This window comes from Streptomyces sp. NPDC052023 (assembly GCF_044548465.1).
Taxonomy (GTDB): Bacteria; Actinomycetota; Actinomycetes; order Streptomycetales; family Streptomycetaceae; genus Streptomyces.
Genome location: NZ_JBIUBW010000003.1, coordinates 232,029 through 249,653 on the forward strand (window position 1 = coordinate 232,029; position 17,625 = coordinate 249,653).

The following is a 17,625-nucleotide window of genomic DNA, read 5'->3' on the forward strand; positions in this document are numbered from 1 at the left end:
GCGCTCGCCGTCGGATACCAGCTGGTCGAGCAGCCGTGCGGGGCCGGCGCCGGGGCGCGGCACCCGTATCGCGGGGTGTACTCGGCGACACCCCGGACGGGTCAGCAGAACAAGCCCGGCCACCGGCCGGGCCGATGCAATGGACGGGTGACCGCGCCCCCGGACGACTGCCTCGCGCGCAACGAATGGATCTGCGGCGACTATCTGAGCACCCGCCGCGAGATCCTCCTCGACGCCGTGGGCCAGCACCTCCAGCTGACGTCCGTCTCGGTGCTCATCGGCCTCGCCCTCGCCCTTCCGCTCGCGGTGCTGGCCCGCCGCTGGGGCTGGGCGGCCGGTCCCGTCCTCGGCGTGACGACCATCCTCTACACGATCCCTTCGCTGGCGATGTTCTCGCTGCTGCTCCCCGTGTACGGCCTGTCGGCGACCCTCGTGATCGCCGGGCTGGTCCTGTACTCGCTGACCCTGCTGGTCCGCAACATCCTCGCCGGTCTGCGGGCCGTCCCCGAGGAGACCCGGCAGGCGGCCCGCGGCATGGGCTACGGACCGGTCCGCCTGCTGCTCACCGTCGAGCTGCCACTCGCGCTGCCGGCCGCCATGGCCGGGCTGCGGATCGTCACGGTGTCCGCGGTCTCGCTGGTGACGGTCGGCGCGATCGTCGGCTTCGGCGGCCTCGGCAACCTGATCTACGCGGGCATGAACACGTTCTTCAAGGCGCAGGTGCTGACGGCGTCCGTGCTGTGCGTGGTGATCGCGGTCGCGGCCGATCTGCTCCTGCTGGGCATCCAGCGGCTGATCACGCCCTGGACGAGGGCCCGTACATGAACACGCTCTCCGGCACCTGGGACTGGCTCACCGACCCCGCGAACTGGTCGGGAGCCGAGGGCATCTGGCAGCGGCTGCTCCAGCACCTCGTGCTCACGGTGGTCTGCCTGATCGTCAGCTGCCTGATCGCCCTGCCGGTCGCGGTGGTGCTCGGGCACCTGGGCAAGGGCGGTGCGCTCGCGGTCAACATCTCCAACGTCGGCCGCGCGGTCCCCACCTTCGCGGTGCTGGTCCTGCTGCTGCTGACCCCCGTCGGAGAGTGGGGCGAGGGGCCCACGGTGGTCGCCCTGGTGCTGTTCGCCGTACCCCCGCTGCTGACGAACGCCTACGTCGGCATGCGCGAGGTCGACCGCAGCACCGTGCAGGCGGCGCGGGGGATGGGGATGACGGGCAGCCAGGTGATGTTGCGGGTGGAACTGCCTCTCGCCGCCCCGATGATCCTCAACGGGATGCGGATCGCCGCCGTCCAGCTCGTCGCGACCGCCACCATCGCCGCCCTCGCGGGCGGGGGAGGCCTGGGCCGGATCATCACGGCCGGCTTCAACCTCGCCAGTACGCCGATGGTGGTGGCCGGCGCGGTGCTGGTCGCCGTGTTCGCCCTGCTCGTCGAGGGCCTCTTCGAGATCGCCGAGCGCCTGGCACCGGCGTGGGCGAGGGGAACGCCATGAACCGCCGCACGCCCCCGGCGGCGCTCCTTGTGCTCCTGATGCTCCTGACGGCCGCCTGCTCCACCGGCCCCTCCCTGGAGAGCCAGGGCGAGGTCACCGCCCCGCCCGGTGACAGCCGCCATCTGACCGTCGGCTCCGCGGGGTTCACCGAGAGCGACCTGCTCGCCCAGATGTACGCGCTGCTGCTGGACCAGGCGGGCTACCGGACATCCGTCATCACCGTCGCCAACCGCGAACTGTACGAACCCGCCCTGGAATCCGGCCAGATCGACGTGGTCCCGGAGTACGCGGCCACCTTCGCCGACTGGCTCAACGCCAAGACCAACGGCTCCGACGCGCCGCCGGTCGGCTCGCCCGACCTGGACGCCACCATGCGGGCCCTGCGCCGCCTGGCGACGCCCCGCGGCCTGACCGTCCTCGACCCCGGCCGGGCCGTCGACCAGAACGCCTTCGCGGTGAGCGCCTCGTACGCGCGCCGCCACCATCTCAGGACACTCAGCGACCTGGGACGGTCCGGCCTGAAGGTACGGCTCGCGGCGGGCGACGAATGTGTGCAGCGCCCCTATTGCGCCCCCGGACTGCGCAAGGTCTACGGCATCGACATCGTCGCCGTCGATCCCAAGGGCGTCGGCACCACCCAGGCCAAACGGGCGGTGCAGAGCGGCCACGACCAGATGGTCCTCACCACCACGACCGACGCCACGCTCGGCGAGTTCGGCCTGGTGATCCTCGCCGACGACAAGCACCTCCAGAACGCCGACTACGTCGTCCCGGTCGTCAACCGGGCCCGCGCCGGCGCCCCCGGCGTGACCAAGGCCCTCGACAAGCTGAACGCCGTCCTCACCACCGCCGACCTCGCCTCCATGAACCAGCAGGTGGACAGCTGGCGCCGCCTGGCCTCGGACGTGGCGCGGACGTATCTGCGGGACGAAGGGCTGCTCGAGTGAGGTTGTCGGTGGTGGCCGGTACGTTCCGGTCATGGGTGTGTATCTGGTCGACGTCGGTGCGCGGGAGTGGTTCGGTGAGGAGAGGGGCGGGGACGGGGAGGAGAGGGGTCCGGGCGAGGTCGCCTCGGCCCTGAACGCCGAACTGAGCAGACGCGGCCTGCCGCCCTTCGAGCCCCCGGGCTTCGGGCGGGGCCCGGCCGTCGGCGCCGCTCCGGCGTTCGAGGAGAAGCTCGTTCCTCCCATGGACGGCTTCCTGGCGCTGTGCCGGGCGCATCTGCGGGAGGCGGAGACCTGGACCGTCTGCGGCTGGTCGGTGCTGCTGCCGGTCTCCCTCGACAGGGAGATCGTGCTGCCCGTCGCCTCCGCCTACGACGTGGAGACGACCGTCGCGGGCGCGCCCCAGGTGCTCGCCCTGGCGCGACGGCTGGCGGCGGCGGCCGGACTGCCCGACGGGATACCGGCGACCGGCCGCAGGCTCGAACTGACGGCGTGGTTCCTCGACGGCCCCGCGCGGCGGGCGGCCGCCGCCGAACCGGGTCCCTGGAGCGCGGACCTGGACACCACGTTCTACGTCGCGCTGTATCTACGCGCCGCGGAACACGCGCTGCGGCATGGGCGCCCGATCGTCTACTCGTGAGCGTCGCGCGCCTGCACCACCGGCCTCACGCGTCCGCCACCGAGTCGAAGTCCACCTGCCCCCGGGGCACGCCCTGGGCGTCCGCGTCCACCGAGCGGCGCAGGGCCTCGTGGAGTTTGGCGGGGGTCAGCACGCCGAGGAAACGGGAGCCCTGAAGGACCGCGACCCAGCCGGCGTCGTGCTGGAGCATGACGCCGAACGCCTGCTTCAGGGGCGCGCCCACCGGTACCCACGCGTTCATGCGGTGCGCGAGGTCGCCGACGGAGGCGCTCGGGCCGAGTTCGTCGATGCCGACCCAGCCGTGCAGGTCGCCGTGCCCGTCCAGGACCACCGCCCACCGGGCGCCCTCGGCGCGCAGCCGCTGCGCGGCCCGGCCGGACGGCTCGTCCAGGTGGGCGATCGGCGGCTGTTCCAGATCACCGGGCTCGATCGTGGTCACCGACAGCCGCTTCAGCCCCCGGTCGGCGCCGACGAACTCGGCGACGTACGGCGTCGCCGGCGTGCCCAGCACCGCCCCGGGCGTGTCGAACTGCTCGATCCGCCCCTGGCCGTACACGGCGATCCGGTCACCGAGCCGTACCGCCTCCTCGATGTCGTGCGTGACCATCAGCACCGTCTTGCGCACCGCCGCCTGCATGCGCAGGAACTCGTCCTGCAACTGCTCCCGCACCACCGGGTCGACGGCCCCGAACGGCTCGTCCATCAGCAGCACCGGCGGATCCACCGCCAGCGCCCGCGCCACCCCGACCCGCTGCCGCTGGCCGCCGGACAGCTGATGCGGATAGCGCGGCCCGTACGTCTTCGGGTCCAGCCCCACCATGTCGAGCAGTTCCGCCGCCCGCGCCCGGGCCTTCGTCCGCTTCCAGCCGACCAGTGACGGAACGGTCGCCGTGTTGTCGAGGATCGTGCGGTGCGGGAAGAGGCCGACCTGCTGGATGACGTATCCGATACGCCGCCGCAGCCGCACCGGATCGACCGAGGCGATGTCCTCACCGTCCACCAGGATCCGGCCCGAACTCGGCTCGATCAGCCGGTTGACCATCATCATGGTCGTCGTCTTGCCGCAGCCCGACGGTCCGACAAGCGTCACGAGTTCGCCCTCGGCCACCTCGAAGGAGAGCCCGTCCACCGCGGTCGTACCGTCCGGATACCGCTTGGTGACCTGCTCGAACCGGATCATGACCTCACGCTAGCCGGGGCACCGGCAGCACGCCCCTTCGTGCGGCCCGGCACCTGCCGAATGGCTGACTGCGTTGTTCAACGGTTTCGATCCAGGCCTCCGTCAACGCCGGTACCGGGCGGCCCTGTCGCACGCGCCGGGCGCTACGAGCCGACCCCGGCCCTGGCCGGATCGGCCACCAGCACCACCTCCAGCGTGCGCGGGCCGTGTACCCCCTCGACCCGGTCCAGCTCGATGTCGCTGGTCGCCGACGGACCGGAGATCCACGTGAGCGGACGGGCCGGGTCGAGGCGTTCGAGGGCCCGGGGCACGGAGGAGACGACCTGGTCCGGGACCCGTACGACACAGATGTGATGGTCCGGGACGAGCGTGATGCGGCGGCGGCCCTGGTCCGGGCCGCCGTCCAGGACGATGGTGCCGGTCTCGGCGACGGCGAGGGCGCAGCCGGTGACCACGCTGTCGATCCGGTCCAGCTCGGCCGGGGTGTCCTCCCTTCGGTCCGGCACCTGTTCGACGTCCGCCGCCGCGAGCCACGACGGCTCCAGCCCCTGCGGCACGAGCACCGTCCCGGCGCCGCGCGCGGCCAGCATCCCGGCGAGTGCCGCCGCCAGGTCGCCGGCCGTGCAGCGGTGCACGATCGCCCGGTAGTCCGCCAGGTTCCCGGCGAGCAGCGCCACCGTCTCCTCGACGCTCCGCTCCCCGTGCTCGCGCAGGTAGTCCCGGACCACGGCCTGCTCGTACGGCGTGTCGTCCCTGGGCACGTCCGCCAGCGCGCGCCGCACCCGGCCCAGGATCCGCTCCCTGCTGCTCACTTCGTCCCGTCCTTCCCGCTGCCGCCGTGCGTGCGCTGCCACCAGTCCCGGAACGGCTCGGAAGGCACCGGCGGCAGATCCCGGCTGCCGCTCCACGCCCGGCCGGGACCCGGAAGGGTGCGCGGATGGAAGCGCCGGCTGCGCGAGGCGAGCCGCTGACCGGCCCGCAGGGCACCGGGGTGGGCGAACGCCCAGCGGGCCGCCCGCATCGCCGCCCGCTCGGCGGCATGTCCCTTCGCGGGCTTCAGCAGCACCTTGTTGCCCCCGCGCGTCACCAGCCCGCCCGCCACCACCCGCTCCCTCAGATGCACCAGCACCTCGGGGATGTCGATGGCCACCGGGCACACGTCGTAGCAGGCCCCGCACAGCGAGGAAGCGTACGGCAGCGAGGCGTCGATCTCGCTCCCGGTGCCCCGCAGTTGGGGGCTGAGGATGGCGCCGATCGGGCCCGGGTAGACCGAGCCGTACGCGTGACCTCCCGCTCGCTCGTACACCGGGCACACGTTGAGACACGCCGAGCAGCGGATGCAGCGCAGGGCCTGCCGGCCGACCTCGTCGGCGAGCGTGTCGGTGCGGCCGTTGTCGAGCAGGACCAGATGGAAGGTGCGCGGACCGTCTCCGTCCGTGGTGCCGGTCCACATGCTCGTGTACGGGTTCATGCGCTCGGCGGTCGAGGAGCGGGGGAGGGTCTGCAGGAACACCTCCAGGTCCCGCCAGGTCGGCACGAGCTTCTCGATGCCGGCGACCGAGATCAGTGTCTCGGGAAGGGTGAGACACATCCGCCCGTTGCCCTCGGACTCCACGACCACCAGCGTGCCCGTCTCGGCGACCATGAAGTTGGCGCCGGAGATGCCGACCTTGGCGCGCAGGAACTTCTCCCGCAGGTGCAGCCGTGCGGCTTCGGCCAGTTCGGCGGGCGTGTCGGTGAGGCCGTCGGGGGCCGGGCGGCCCCACTCGCCCATCTCGCGGGTGAAGATGTCCCGGATCTCACCCCGATTGCGGTGGATCGCCGGGACCAGGATGTGCGAGGGCCGGTCCTTGCCCAACTGCACGATCAGCTCGGCGAGATCGGTCTCGTACGCCCGGACGCCCTGTTCGAGAAGGGCCTCGTTCAGCTCGATCTCCTGCGTGGCCATCGACTTGACCTTGACGACCTCGGACTCGCCGGTCTCCCTGACCAGGCCGGCGACGATCCGGTTGGCCTCCTCGGCGTCGGCCGCCCAGTGGACGGTGCCGCCCGCCGCCGTCACCGACTTCTCCAACTGCACGAGGTAGCGGTCGAGATGGCGGAGCGTGTGATCCTTGATGCGCCGGCCCGCCTCCCGCAGCCGCGCCCAGTCCTCGACCTCGGCGACAGCCCTCTCCCGTTTGGCGCGGATGGTGTGCGTGGCGTGCCGCAGATTGCCGCGCAGGGTGGGATTGCGCACCGCCTCGTGCGCGGCCGCCGGAAACGCCGGCATTCCGACGAACGTTCCGCTCACAGCGCCGGCTCCTCCTCCGTGCTCGCCAGGATCTCCGCGATGTGGACCGGCCGCATCCCGCTGCGCAGCCGGGTCATGGTGCCGCCGATGTGCATCAGGCACGAGTTGTCCGCCGCGCAGAGCACCTCGGCGCCCGTCGACTCGGCGTTGCGCACCTTGTCGGCACCCATCGCGGCCGACACGTCGGCGTTCTTCAGCGCGAAGGTGCCGCCGAACCCGCAGCACTCGTCCGCGCCCGGGAGTTCGACCAGCTCCAGCCCTTTCACCGCCTGAAGCAGCCTGCTTGGACGGTCCCCGAGGCGCAGCCCGCGCAGCCCGTGGCAGGTGGGGTGATAGGTCACCCGGTGCGGGTAGAAGGCGCCCACGTCCGTCACCCCCAGCACGTCCACCAGGAACTCGGTGAGTTCGTACGTCTTCGGCACCACCGGCGCCAGCGCGGTCGCCAGCGTGCCGCCGCGGCCCTCGGCCCGTGCCCGCGCGCCCAGCCGCGGATACAGCTCCCGCACCATCGCCCCGCACGACCCGGACGGCGTCACGATCGCCTCGTACTCGCCGAAGACATCGGAGAAATGCCGTGCGAGTGGCTCCGCTTCGCGCCGGTAGCCCGTGTTGTAGTGGGCCTGCCCGCAGCAGGTCTGCGCCATCGGGAAGTCGACCTCGACGCCCAGTCTGGTCAGCAGTTTCACCACGGCGCGCCCGGTGTCCGGATACAGCGTGTCGTTGACGCAGGTCAGGAACAGGGCGACACGCATCACGGCTCCTTGGGTCGATCATCCGACCAGTGCAGGGTAGTGCGGCGGCGCGGCCCGGCCCAGACCCCGCTCGCCCTCCGGCGAGCCGCTGGGTGAGGGCGAGCGAGTCGAGGATGCGGTGCGTGACCTCGGCCGGTGTCTGTGGCACCGGCACGTGATGTTGCGCAGGTGGCGCCCCGCGCGAGGCTGCTGTCCCGAAACGGCGTGAGGGTAGTGTGATGCCCTTCCCGTGCCCCCTGTTCTCCTGGAGGTCGCTGCCTGATGGCCCGGTCGGTGGGTATCAAGGACGTGGCCCGTGCCGCCGGCGTGTCCGTGGGCACGGTCTCGAACGTCATCAACCGGCCGGAGTCGGTGGCCACCGGCACCCGGGCGCGTGTGCAGTCCGCCATCGACCGCCTCGGCTACGTCCGCAGCGAGTCCGCGCGCCAGTTGCGCGCGGGCCGCAGCCGGATCATGGGCCTGCTCGTCCTGGACATGGGCAACCCGTTCTTCGCCGACGTGGCCCGCGGTGCCGAGCGCGCCGCCCGCCGGGCCGGCCTGGGCGTGATGGTCTGCAACAGCGCTCAGGACCCCTCGGAGGAGTCCGAGTACCTCTCGCTCTTCGCCGAGCAGCGGGTACGCGGCGTCCTGCTCACCCCGGCCGACGCGACCGGCCGCAACATCGAGGGCTTCCGCCGCCACAACATCCCCTTCGTCCTCGTCGACCGGGTCGCGGAGGGCGCCACCGAGTGCTCGGTGTCGGTGGACGACGTGGCGGGCGGCGCCCTGGCCGTACGCCATCTGGTCGACGCCGGGCACCGCTCCGTCGCGTACGTCAGCGGACCGCCCGGCTTCCCCCAGGTGCGCGACCGCCGCACCGGAGCGCTGCACGCCCTCGCCGAGGCGGGCCTCGGCCCCGAGGCGCTGCGTGAACTGCCCACGGAGCGGCTCGACGTCGCCGCGGGCCGGGACGCGGGAGCCCGGCTGCTCGGCCTCGCCGAGCGCCCCGGTGCCGTCTTCTGCGCGAACGACCTGCTCGCGCTGGGTGTCCTGCAGGCGTCGTACGCGGCCGGTGTGAGCGTCCCCGACGACTTCGCCATCGTCGGGTACGACGACATCGAGTTCGCCGCCGCGGCCGCCGTACCGCTCACCTCCGTACGCCAGCCGGCCGTCACGATGGGCGCGATGGCCGCTGAGCTGCTGCTGGAGGAGACGGAGGCGGAGGCGGGGACGGAGCACGGCACCCCCCGGCACGAGCACCGCCAGGTCGTGCTCCAGCCGGAGCTGGTGGTCCGCGGCTCCAGCCTGCCGGGCCGCTGAGCGGCCGCACCGACCCGGCGTTCAGCAGCAGACGGGATCCGGCCACTGAACCGTCGTTCAGTGGCCGTTCATGATCCCCGGAGGTGGCGGCGATCCGGTGATGTGCTGAACTGGGACGCGGTCCGCACCGTCGTCAGCCCCGGGAGCCCCGTTGAGCGTCAGCTACCGCCAGCCCGGCGTCGTCCTCACCGACCGCCACTTCACCGTGCCCCTCGACCACGAGGACCCGGCCGGGGAGACCATCGAGCTCTACGCCCGTGAGGTCGTCGCGAGCGACAAGGCGGGGCAGGACCTGCCGTGGCTGCTGTACCTCCAGGGCGGCCCCGGCTTCGGGGCGAATCGTTTCGTCGGACGGCAGGCCTGGCTCGGCCGGGCCCTGAAGGAGTACCGCGTCCTCCTCCTCGACCAGCGCGGCACGGGCCACTCCACACCCGCCGGCCGGCAGACGCTCCCCCTGCGCGGTGGCCCCGCCGAACAGGCCGCGTACCTCACGCACTTCCGCGCCGACTCGATCGTCCGCGACTGCGAGGCCGTCCGGCGCGAGGTCACCGGCGGCGCGCCCTGGACGGTGCTCGGCCAGAGCTTCGGCGGCTTCTGCACCGTGCACTACCTGTCGACCGCCCCCGAGGGACTCGCCACCGCCCTCGTCACCGGCGGCCTGCCCTCCCTGAACGCGCACGCCGACGACGTCTACCGGGCCGCCTACCCGCGCGTCGAGCGCAAGGTCACCGCCCACTACGCCCGCTACCCGCAGGACGTCGAACGGGCCCGCCGGATCGCCGACCACCTGCTCACCCACGATGTCGTCCTGCCCGGCGGCTACCGGTTCACCGTCGAGGCCTTCCAGTCCCTCGGCATCCTCCTCGGCGGCAGCGAGGGCAGCCACCGGCTGCACTACCTCCTGGAGCACGCCTTCGTGCGGACCCCGCAGGGCACGGCTTTGTCCGACGCGTTCCAGGAGGAGGTCCAGGGCCTGCTGTCGTACGCCGGGCACCCGCTGTACGCGCTCGTCCACGAGGCCTGCTACGGCCAGGACCACCGCCCCACCTCCTGGTCGGCCGAACGTATCCGCGCGGAGTTCCCGCAGTTCGACGCCGCCAAGGCGCTCGCGGGTGACGGCCCGCTGCTGTTCACCGGAGAAACGATCCACCCCTGGATGTTCGAGTGCGACCCGGCGCTGCGCCCGCTGCGCGAGACCGCCGAACTCCTCGCCGCCCACACCGGCTGGCGGCCCCTGTACGACCCCGCGCGCCTCGCCGTCAACGAGGTGCCGGTCGCGGCCGCCGTCTACCACGACGACATGTACGTCGACACGGCCCACGCGCTGGAGACCGCACGCGCCGTCCGTGGCCTGCGCACCTGGGTCACCGACGAGTTCGAGCACGACGGCGTGCGGGCCGGCGGACCCCGGGTCCTGGACCGGCTGCTGGCACTCGCACGGGACGAGGTCTGACCCCGGGCGGACCTGACCACCGACTAGTCTGCGGGCATGACCGAGCCGACGCTCCCTCAGCTCCAGCCCATGCCCGACGACTGGGAGCGCGCCCTCGCCGTGGTGGCCCACCCGGACGACCTCGAGTACGGCTGTTCGGCGGCGATCGCCGCCTGGACCGACGCCGGCCGCGAGGTGACGTACGTCCTGGCCACCCGTGGCGAGGCGGGCATCGACACCCTGGAGCCCGGAGAGTGCGGCCCGCTGCGGGAACGGGAGCAGCGGGCGAGCGCGGCGGTCGTCGGGGTGACCGAGGTGGAGTTCCTCGGCCACCGGGACGGAGTCATCGAGTACGGCACCGCCCTGCGCCGGGACATCGCCGCCGCCGTCCGCCGGCACCGGCCCGAGCTGGTGATCACGCTGAACCACCGGGACACCTGGGGCGGCGTCGCCTGGAACACCCCGGACCACGTGGCCGTGGGCCGGGCCACGCTGGACGCGGCGGGCGACGCGGGCAACCGCTGGATCTTCCCGGAGCTCGTCGCACAGGGCCTGCAGCCGTGGAACGGCGTCCGCTGGGTCGCGGTGGCCGGCTCCAGCACCCCGACCCACGCCGTGGAGGCCACACCCGGCATGGAGCGCGCGGTCCACTCCCTGCTCGAACACCGCACGTACATCGAGGCGTTGACGGACGAGGAGCCGGAGGCGTACGTCCGGGACTTCCTGACCGGGTACGCCGAGAGGACGGGGGAGCGGTTCGGGGGACGGCCGGCAGTGGCGTTCGAGTTGTTCACCCGGTAGCCGGGTGGGGCGCATTGCCCGGCGGGTGTTCACGCCCGGCCCCCGGCACTTGCGGCCCTGCCCGGTCAGACCCGGCAGGAAAACGGTGCCGAACCGGTCATTAGGCTGACGGTATGCATAATTACCCCGGCGACCTCACCGACCTGCGTGGCGACTGCGCCAACTGCTTCGGCCTCTGCTGTGTGGCGCTGCCCTTCGCCGCGTCGGCCGACTTCGCGCTCGACAAGGACGCCGGACAGCCCTGCCCCAACCTGCGGGGGGACCACCGCTGCGGCATCCACTCCGCGTTGCGGCAGAAGGGCTTCGGCGGCTGCACGGTCTACGACTGCTTCGGCGCCGGCCAGCGGGTCTCGCAGGTCACCTTCGCCGGGCAGGACTGGCGCACCGCCTCCCGGGAGCACGCCCGCCTGATGTTCGACGCGTTTCCCGTCGTGCGGCACCTGCACGAGCTGCTGCGGTACCTCACCGAGGCGCTCGCCCTGCCCGCCACCCGTCCGATCCGTACCGAGCTGCGCAGCGCCCTGGAGGAGACCGACCGGCTGGCGGGGCTGACCGCGCCGGAGCTCGCCGCGCTGGACGTCGGCGCCCACCGCAGGCAGGTCGACGTCCTGCTCCTGAGGACCAGCGAGCTGGCCCGGGCCGGCACGCGGGGCCGCAGGAAGGACCGCCGGGGCGCCGACCTGATGGGAGCCCGGCTCCAAGGCGCCGATTTGCGCGGCGCGAACCTGCGCGGCGCCTGTCTCATCGCCGCCGACCTGACCGGCGCGGATCTGCGCGGCGCCGACATGATCGGCGCGGACCTGCGCGACGCCGGTCTCGGGGAGGCCGATCTGACCGGGGCGTTCTTCCTGACCCAGCCTCAGGTCGAGGCGGCCCGGGGCACGGCCGGCACCGAGCTGCCCCGGTCCGTGTCGCGGCCGGCGCACTGGACGCAGCTTCACTGACGCACAGGAAATCCCGTGGGCACCCCGAGGTTGGCGTGCGCCTTGATCTTCGGTAGGTTAGGTGAGCCTTACCTAATAAGGAGGAACTGGGATGGGTGACAGCCAAGCCTGGACGGCCGCGCCCGCCGCGGCGGAACGGGCCCGGTCGGTGCTCGCCGGCTCGTGGTCGTGCGCGGTGACCGCCGAGGGCGTGCGCGAGGAACTCGTCGGCGCGCACACCGTGGAGGAGGACGGCCGGATCGTCCTGCACGTGCCGGAGGACAGCGCCCTGCTCGCGGCCACCGTCTGCGCCCCCCGGGGTGAGCCGTCCGCCGTCCTGGAGTTCGCCGACGTCGCACCCGTCCCGATGCGCAACCGCATCCGCGCCCGGCTCTGGCTGGCCGGCTGGTTCGCCGTCGAGGAAGGCCGCCTCGCCTTCGAGGCCACCCGAGTGGTGCTGCGCCAGCCGTCCGGCGCGGTGGTGGTCGACCTCGACGAGTTCGCCGCCGCCGCGCCCGACCCGCTGGCCGGCGCCGAGGCCCGGCTGCTGACCCACCTGGCCGAGGCCCACCCCGACGCGGTCGAGCGGCTCACCCGCCTCGTCGAACCGGGCAGCCTGCACGGCGTGGTGCGCGTCCAGCCGCTCGCCGTCGACCGGCACGGACTGACCCTGCGCATCGAACGCCGCCGCGCCCACGGCGACGTACGGCTGCCCTTCCACACGCCCGCCGACGGGGTCGCGCAGCTCACCGAACGCATGCATGTGCTGCTCGCGCAGGCGAGCGCCGCCTCCTGCCCCCGCGCGCTACAGCGGCAGCGCACAGACGGCGACGGGTGAGGCGAACGGCTCACCGGCGAGGCGCAGTTCGCCGCTCGCGCCGTCCACGTGGAAGACGCTGACGCTGCCGGACCGCTGGTTCGCCGCGAACAGCAGCCGCCCGTCGGGTGAGAAGGCGATCTGCCGGGGGAAGTCCCCCGCGACCGCGACCGTGCCGAGCAGCCGCAGCTCGGCGCCGTCGCCCTCCACCGCGTAGCGCGCCAGGCTGTTGTGACCCCGGTTGGCGAGGTAGGCGTACGCGCCGTCGCCGGTCACCAGGATCTGTGCCGGGTAGTGGGTGCCGGGGCCCGTCCCGGTGGACCGGGGCTCGCCGATGGTCAGGCGCCCGGTCGCCGGGTCGTAGGCGCAGACGGCGACCGTGTTGTCCACCTCGTTGGCCAGATAGGCGTGCCGGCCGCCGGGGTGGAAGGTGAGGTGGCGAGGACCGGCGCCGGGCCGGGTGTGCGCCTGCGCGACCTCGCGGAGCGTGCCCTTGCGCTGGTCCAGGCGGTAGGTGTGGACGGTGTCCGTGCCGAGGTCGACGGCGAGGATGTGGCGGCCGTCCGGGCTGGTGACGCACTGGTGGGCGTGCGGGCCGTCCTGCCCGGGCCCCGGCGCCGGCGTGGAGTGCGTGACCAGGTCGGTGCGCTCACCGAGCGCGCCCGAGGCCTCGATCCGGTGCACGGCCACGCTGCCGGAGGTGTAGTTCGCGCTGAGCAGCCAGCGTCCGCCCGGATGCACGGACAGATGACAGGGGGCCGCGCCTGCCGTGCTCCGGCTGCCGAGGACCTTGCGGTCGGCGAGCCGTACCGCGGTCACGGCACCGTCCTCCCGCTCGTTGACCGCGTACAGCGTGCGGCCGTCGGGGTGCACCGCAAGATACGACGGGTCCGCCACGCCGGTGAGCGTGCCGGTCCCGGTGATGCGGCCGGTCGCCGGATCGTAGGTCGCCAGGCCGATGCCGGTGCCGCCGCCCTCGACGGAGGTGTAGGTGCCGATGTAGAGAGGGCGGGGGCCGGACGGCCTGCCCGTGGCGGTCGGTGACGTGCGCCTGGCGGGGGCCTCGGGCGCCGTCGCGGCCGGCTGGGTCCCGCACGCGGCCGACGCCGGGATGGCCGCCCCCGCGACGGCCCCGAGGAACCGCCGCCTGCCCCATCCGCCGCCCGCCCGCGTTTCCCCGCTCATCTGCCGCACCTCAGCTCGTCGCCCGCCCCGGGACGCGTCGGTGGTCCCGGGCGTGACAGCCACCTTGGCGCGGATCACCCGCCAAGTGCAAGAACGGCAACAGTCGTTGCGTAGGACGCAACGGGCGGGCGGTGGCCGGCAGTGGCCGTCCCCCGACGCCCCGGTCGCGTGGCGTCCCGTCCCGGCGTTCCCTCACCAGGAGCGCCCGCCCGCCCCCGTCCGGCTCTGCCACAGCTGTTCCTGAACGCCCAGGCGCTCGCGCAGCCGGGTCAGCCGGGGCATGCGCTCGCGCTGCTCACGGGTGTGGCGGTCCAGCTCCTCCAGGAGCCGGCGCGAGCGGTGCTCGGTGTCGAGCTCGTCGAGGATGCGGTTGACCTCGGTGAGGACGGCGCCGTGCAGCTGCCACTCGTGCGCGTCCCGCCGGACCTCCTCCAGCAGCAGCTGGGCGAGCTTGTCACGGGTCGCCGCGGCCGTGTGCAGCTCGGCCGCCAGCCGGTCCTCGGCCGACTCGGCGTTCACGCTGACGCTGGTGGTGACCAGCACCGCGAAGCTCACCACCGCGTCGCCGATCTGGGACAGCAGCTGCTCCACGACGGATCCGGTCTCGCCTTCGAACAGCGGCTCCGGGTCACGCGCCTTCGCCAGGTCCGTGAGGGTGCGTGCCAGGACCCGCAGCACCACGGTGCAGATCTCCAGCGTGTCGAGACCCGTGCGCAGCACCACCCGGTTCAGCAGCCCCTCCCGCACCCGTGGATTGAGCCGCAGACTGTCCTCGGCCTGCCGCAGTGCCGCGTCCACCCGCACGATGTCGTGATCGAGCCGGCGTGCCTCGTGCAGGCGCTCGGCCGCGTACTCGACGGGGGTGCGGCCGCCGGCCTCCTCGCCGACCCGCAGCATCAACTGCCGCATCCTGCGGGCCAGCCCCTCGATCGACGCGCCGGCCTCGCCCACCCACACCGGCGGAGCCAGCAGCAGGTTGCAGGTGAGGCCGACGACCGCGCCGATCAGGGTCTCCACGATCCGCGCCCAGGCGGTGTCGCCGACGGTGGTGACGCCGAGCACGAGCATCGCGCTGATCGCCACCTCGGGGACGTATTCGTCGACCCGTACGAGGTGGCCGACGGCCAGCGCGGCCAGGATCACAAGGGCGAGGCTCCACCACGTCAGGCCGATCAGCAGGCTGAAGGCGATCGCGACGAGGACACCTGCCACCACGGAGTTCACCCGGCGGATGCCGTTGGTGAGCGTGGCGTAGAGGGTGACCTGAACGACCAGCAGGGCCGTCAGCGGCGCGGTGAGCGGGGCGGCCTCGGGGCTCAGGCGCAGCGCGATCACGTACGCAAGGGTCGCCGCGAACGTCGACCGCAGGGTCTGGACGACCACGGGGTCCCGTCGCCATTTCCTCAGGCGCGCGCGGTACGCCGGCCAGTCTCGTTCCACTCGCATCCCTTGGCCTGTTCCCCGTCACCTGCGGCATCGAACGTATCGCCGGTCTCGACCGGCTCGTGGGCCAGTGGCTCGTGGAGTCCGGCCGGGCTCGGCCGACGGGCCCCAGGTGTGGCTCGACGCCGTCTCAGGCGGCCAGCTTGTCCAGGAAGGCGAACAGATTGCCCGTCGTGCGGGCGATCTGTTCCTCCAGTGTCAGGCTCTCCTCGAAGCGCGCCCCGGACTCCGGGATCTTCTTGCCCCGGACGTAGAGGGAGCAGGCGAGGTCGGCGCACATGTAGAGGCCGACGGAGTTTCCCTCCCGGCCCGCCGTGCCCGCCTTGCGGGCCGTCATCAGGGCGACGCCGCCCCGCGGGTGACCGGTCAGACAGAGCGAGCACAGGCTGCGGTGCAGATAGCCGCGCTGCGGGGGTGGGAAGCGCAGGGCGACCCCTGTGAGCCGCCCCTCCCTCTCGGCCACGAGAAAGCTGCGGTCGGGCGCCCCCGGATCCCGCCAGCCCAGGAAGTCCAGATCCTCCCAGGGCCGGTCGGCGAGGTCGCGGGGCACGGCCAGCCGCTTGGCCTCTCCCTTGGTGCAGTTGATGAAGGAACCGCGGACGTCCTGTTCGGTGAGCGGTTTCACGAGAGTGCCTCCTGTGACGTCGCCGGGACGGCCGCCGAGGCCGCACGGAAACCTAGGGCTCCTAGGTTTCCACCTAGGTTAGGTAGCCCGGTGCGGCGGAGCCACCGGTTTATTCGCGGCGGGAGCCCACTGGACATTCTCGCCGTCAGGCCGGCGCCGGTGGCCACACGCCCGCCGCCGGCACGCCTGTCGCGTAGGCGCGGGCGACCAGTTCGGTGCGGTTCGCCGCGCCCCGGCGGGCCGAGAGCCGGCGCAGGTGGTAGGTCACGCCGTCGGGCGTGAGGCCGGTCTCGCGGGCGTGAGCGGTGCCGGCGCCGCCGGCGAGGAGCGCCAGGATGCGGGCCTCGACCGGGGCGACCCGGGCGCCGGGCTCCCGGGGCTGGGGGCGAGGGTCGCGCAGCGCCAGGATCCGCAGCGTCACCAGCAGGTACGGCCGCTCCTTCGGCGTCTCACCGACCGGCTCGGCCGTGAGCTCGCCGTGCCGCTCGGTGCCGTCCGGGGCGGTCCAGCGGACCGACACCTGGTACCGCGACCGATGGCGCAGCCGCAGCGCCTCGGCGACCCGCTCCACCTGGGTGGCCTCCTGCGGCCGGAACAGCTCCAGCACGCTCCGGCCGGACAGCCGACCGGGCGTCGTACCGCACTCGCCTCGGCCATCGCCGGATCGGCCAGCAGCACCCCGCCGGCCACGTCGCACACGACGACCGGCACCGGGATGCGGTCGATGAGCCTCTGGGCGCGGTTGCGCCACATCACGGCCTCCTGCTGGAAGAGACCGCCTGTCTGAGGTGCGCAGCCGCTCGCCCGGCTCGCCAGACTCGGGCCGGGGGAACAGCCGGACGTGATGCCGGTGGCCCCGGAGTGCGACGGGAGGCAGTTCCGGGTCGGCGGAGGGCCGACGGTCGCGCGCACCCGCAAGGTCCGCAACGTCGCGGCGGAACGGCGCAAGGTGGCCTTCGTCGTGGACGACATGATCTCCCTGGATCCGTTCACCGCCCGCGGGATCCGCGGGTACGGGGAGGTGGAGGGACCCTTCGAGCGGGTCGGCATGGTGGGGCCGGGCCCCTGTCTGCGGATCACCCCCGGAGTCCTGGAGCTGGAAGAGCGCCGACTGGCCGCACGCCCTCTCGCACGGACCGGTTGCCCGCGCAAGGGCCGGGGGGAGATTTCAGGCAAGGGCCTCTACACGGGCACCGGATCGGGGCACCTGGCCACCGTCCGGCCCGGGGACACGGTGTACGCGCGCGTGCAGCCCTGCCGGGAGGCGTTCCGTACCGACGCCACCAGGCCGGTCGTGATGATCTCGGCGGGTACGGGTCTCGCCCCGTTCCGCGGCGCCGTCGCCGCCCCGCGCGGCGGCTCTCGCGCGGGGCGCCGAACTGGCGCCCGCCCTGTGCTGCTTCGGCTGCGACGCGCCGGACGCCGACTTCCTGCACGCCGGGGAGCTGCGCGCGGCCGAGGCAGCGGGGGCGGTCTCCCTGCGCCCGGCGTTCAGCGCCGCGCCCGAGGGCGGGGTGGCCTTCGTGCAGCACCGCGTCGCGGCCGAGGCCGACGAGGTGTGGGAGCTGCTGAACGCCGGAGCACGGGTGTACGTCTGCGGAGACGGTGCCAGGATGGCACCCGGTGTGCGCCAGGCGTTTCGTACGCTGTACCGGGAGCGCACCCCCGGCGCCAGTGCCGGTGCCGCCGCCGAGTCGCTCGACGCGCCGGTCGCGGACGGGCGTTACGTCGAGGACGTGTGCGCCGCCGGCTGACGGGCCGCGCTCGGCGACCGTGCTGCGCGACGCTTAGCTCATGC

The 17,625-nt window shown here is 73.2% G+C and carries 16 protein-coding genes and 2 pseudogenes; 10 read left to right on the forward strand and 8 right to left on the reverse strand.

Going from position 1 to position 17,625, the window contains the following annotated elements:
- Positions 1-147: 147 nt before the first annotated feature.
- From ACIHCM_RS08595 to ACIHCM_RS08610, 4 genes are read left to right on the forward strand one after another with little or no spacing between them, the layout of a single operon-like run.
- Positions 148-825: an ABC transporter permease gene (locus tag ACIHCM_RS08595; RefSeq protein ID WP_399891211.1), complete on the forward strand. Its 678-nt coding sequence runs from the start codon at positions 148-150 to the stop codon at positions 823-825.
- Positions 822-1,493 (forward strand): ABC transporter permease, encoded by a 672-nt coding sequence (locus ACIHCM_RS08600; RefSeq protein ID WP_399891213.1) that lies wholly within the window; start codon positions 822-824, stop codon positions 1,491-1,493. Before ACIHCM_RS08595 ends, ACIHCM_RS08600 begins: the two co-directional genes overlap by 4 nt.
- Positions 1,490-2,440: an ABC transporter substrate-binding protein gene (locus ACIHCM_RS08605; protein WP_399891216.1), complete on the forward strand. Its 951-nt coding sequence runs from the start codon at positions 1,490-1,492 to the stop codon at positions 2,438-2,440. Before ACIHCM_RS08600 ends, ACIHCM_RS08605 begins: the two co-directional genes overlap by 4 nt.
- Positions 2,441-2,471: 31 nt before the next feature.
- Positions 2,472-3,077 (forward strand): hypothetical protein, encoded by a 606-nt coding sequence (locus ACIHCM_RS08610; protein WP_399891219.1) that lies wholly within the window; start codon positions 2,472-2,474, stop codon positions 3,075-3,077.
- A 25-nt stretch (positions 3,078-3,102) separates the two neighbouring features.
- Here the strand turns inward: ACIHCM_RS08610 and ACIHCM_RS08615 are convergent, their stop codons facing one another.
- The 4 genes from ACIHCM_RS08615 to ACIHCM_RS08630 form a co-directional block, all read right to left on the reverse strand.
- Positions 3,103-4,257: an ABC transporter ATP-binding protein gene (locus ACIHCM_RS08615; protein ID WP_399891222.1), complete on the reverse strand. Its 1,155-nt coding sequence runs from the start codon at positions 4,255-4,257 to the stop codon at positions 3,103-3,105.
- Between the two features lie 143 nt (positions 4,258-4,400).
- Positions 4,401-5,069: a lactate utilization protein C gene (locus ACIHCM_RS08620; protein ID WP_399891225.1), complete on the reverse strand. Its 669-nt coding sequence runs from the start codon at positions 5,067-5,069 to the stop codon at positions 4,401-4,403.
- Positions 5,066-6,550 (reverse strand): lactate utilization protein B, encoded by a 1,485-nt coding sequence (locus ACIHCM_RS08625; protein WP_399891228.1) that lies wholly within the window; start codon positions 6,548-6,550, stop codon positions 5,066-5,068. Before ACIHCM_RS08625 ends, ACIHCM_RS08620 begins: the two co-directional genes overlap by 4 nt.
- Positions 6,547-7,302: a (Fe-S)-binding protein gene (locus ACIHCM_RS08630; RefSeq protein WP_399891231.1), complete on the reverse strand. Its 756-nt coding sequence runs from the start codon at positions 7,300-7,302 to the stop codon at positions 6,547-6,549. Before ACIHCM_RS08630 ends, ACIHCM_RS08625 begins: the two co-directional genes overlap by 4 nt.
- Before the next feature lie 261 nt (positions 7,303-7,563).
- Here ACIHCM_RS08630 and ACIHCM_RS08635 point away from each other — a divergent pair, with 261 nt between their 5' ends.
- The 5 genes from ACIHCM_RS08635 to ACIHCM_RS08655 all read left to right on the forward strand — a co-directional run bounded on the left by ACIHCM_RS08635 (position 7,564) and on the right by ACIHCM_RS08655 (position 12,595).
- Positions 7,564-8,601 carry a LacI family DNA-binding transcriptional regulator gene (locus tag ACIHCM_RS08635; protein WP_399891234.1) on the forward strand — a complete coding sequence of 346 codons (1,038 nt, stop codon included), beginning with the start codon at positions 7,564-7,566 and terminating at the stop codon, positions 8,599-8,601.
- Between the two features lie 151 nt (positions 8,602-8,752).
- A complete protein-coding gene (locus ACIHCM_RS08640) occupies positions 8,753-10,054 on the forward strand; it encodes an alpha/beta fold hydrolase (protein WP_399891237.1) in 1,302 nt (433 codons plus the stop codon).
- A 36-nt stretch (positions 10,055-10,090) separates the two neighbouring features.
- Complete coding sequence (locus tag ACIHCM_RS08645; RefSeq protein WP_399891240.1) at positions 10,091-10,834, forward strand: PIG-L deacetylase family protein; 744 nt, start codon at positions 10,091-10,093, stop codon at positions 10,832-10,834.
- 113 nt (positions 10,835-10,947) lie between these two features.
- Positions 10,948-11,778 carry a pentapeptide repeat-containing protein gene (locus tag ACIHCM_RS08650; RefSeq protein WP_399891243.1) on the forward strand — a complete coding sequence of 277 codons (831 nt, stop codon included), beginning with the start codon at positions 10,948-10,950 and terminating at the stop codon, positions 11,776-11,778.
- 91 nt (positions 11,779-11,869) lie between these two features.
- Complete coding sequence (locus ACIHCM_RS08655) at positions 11,870-12,595, forward strand: DUF2470 domain-containing protein (protein WP_399891246.1); 726 nt, start codon at positions 11,870-11,872, stop codon at positions 12,593-12,595.
- Here ACIHCM_RS08655 and ACIHCM_RS08660 read toward each other — a convergent pair.
- The 4 genes and pseudogenes from ACIHCM_RS08660 to ACIHCM_RS08675 all read right to left on the reverse strand — a co-directional run bounded on the left by ACIHCM_RS08660 (position 12,563) and on the right by ACIHCM_RS08675 (position 16,580).
- A complete protein-coding gene (locus ACIHCM_RS08660) occupies positions 12,563-13,759 on the reverse strand; it encodes a lactonase family protein (RefSeq protein ID WP_399891248.1) in 1,197 nt (398 codons plus the stop codon). The genes ACIHCM_RS08655 and ACIHCM_RS08660 overlap by 33 nt on opposite strands.
- Positions 13,760-13,951: 192 nt before the next feature.
- Positions 13,952-15,205: an aromatic acid exporter family protein gene (locus ACIHCM_RS08665; protein WP_399891251.1), complete on the reverse strand. Its 1,254-nt coding sequence runs from the start codon at positions 15,203-15,205 to the stop codon at positions 13,952-13,954.
- 127 nt (positions 15,206-15,332) lie between these two features.
- Positions 15,333-15,827, reverse strand: a complete 495-nt coding sequence (locus tag ACIHCM_RS08670; protein WP_399891254.1) for an FBP domain-containing protein — start codon at positions 15,825-15,827, stop codon at positions 15,333-15,335.
- A gap of 145 nt (positions 15,828-15,972) precedes the next feature.
- Positions 15,973-16,580 (reverse strand): annotated as a pseudogene (locus tag ACIHCM_RS08675) (PAS domain-containing protein).
- A 415-nt stretch (positions 16,581-16,995) separates the two neighbouring features.
- Between ACIHCM_RS08675 and ACIHCM_RS08680 the strand changes: the two are divergent.
- Positions 16,996-17,581, forward strand: a pseudogene (locus ACIHCM_RS08680) (reductase); the annotation flags it as partial.
- Positions 17,582-17,625: the final 44 nt, after the last annotated feature.

Bases quoted from the DNA above. Each gene is read 5' to 3' on its own strand.
- ACIHCM_RS08610 (WP_399891219.1), top strand. From the start codon at position 2,472: ATGGGTGTGTATCTGGTCGACGTCGGTGCGCGGGAGTGGTTCGGTGAG.
- ACIHCM_RS08660 (WP_399891248.1), bottom strand. From the start codon at position 13,759: ATGAGCGGGGAAACGCGGGCGGGCGGCGGATGGGGCAGGCGGCGGTTC.
- ACIHCM_RS08600 (WP_399891213.1), top strand. From the start codon at position 822: ATGAACACGCTCTCCGGCACCTGGGACTGGCTCACCGACCCCGCGAAC.
- ACIHCM_RS08645 (WP_399891240.1), top strand. From the start codon at position 10,091: ATGACCGAGCCGACGCTCCCTCAGCTCCAGCCCATGCCCGACGACTGG.
- ACIHCM_RS08615 (WP_399891222.1), bottom strand. From the start codon at position 4,257: ATGATCCGGTTCGAGCAGGTCACCAAGCGGTATCCGGACGGTACGACC.
- ACIHCM_RS08630 (WP_399891231.1), bottom strand. From the start codon at position 7,302: ATGCGTGTCGCCCTGTTCCTGACCTGCGTCAACGACACGCTGTATCCG.
- ACIHCM_RS08665 (WP_399891251.1), bottom strand. From the start codon at position 15,205: ATGCGAGTGGAACGAGACTGGCCGGCGTACCGCGCGCGCCTGAGGAAA.
- ACIHCM_RS08605 (WP_399891216.1), top strand. From the start codon at position 1,490: ATGAACCGCCGCACGCCCCCGGCGGCGCTCCTTGTGCTCCTGATGCTC.
- ACIHCM_RS08635 (WP_399891234.1), top strand. From the start codon at position 7,564: ATGGCCCGGTCGGTGGGTATCAAGGACGTGGCCCGTGCCGCCGGCGTG.
- ACIHCM_RS08655 (WP_399891246.1), top strand. From the start codon at position 11,870: ATGGGTGACAGCCAAGCCTGGACGGCCGCGCCCGCCGCGGCGGAACGG.
- ACIHCM_RS08650 (WP_399891243.1), top strand. From the start codon at position 10,948: ATGCATAATTACCCCGGCGACCTCACCGACCTGCGTGGCGACTGCGCC.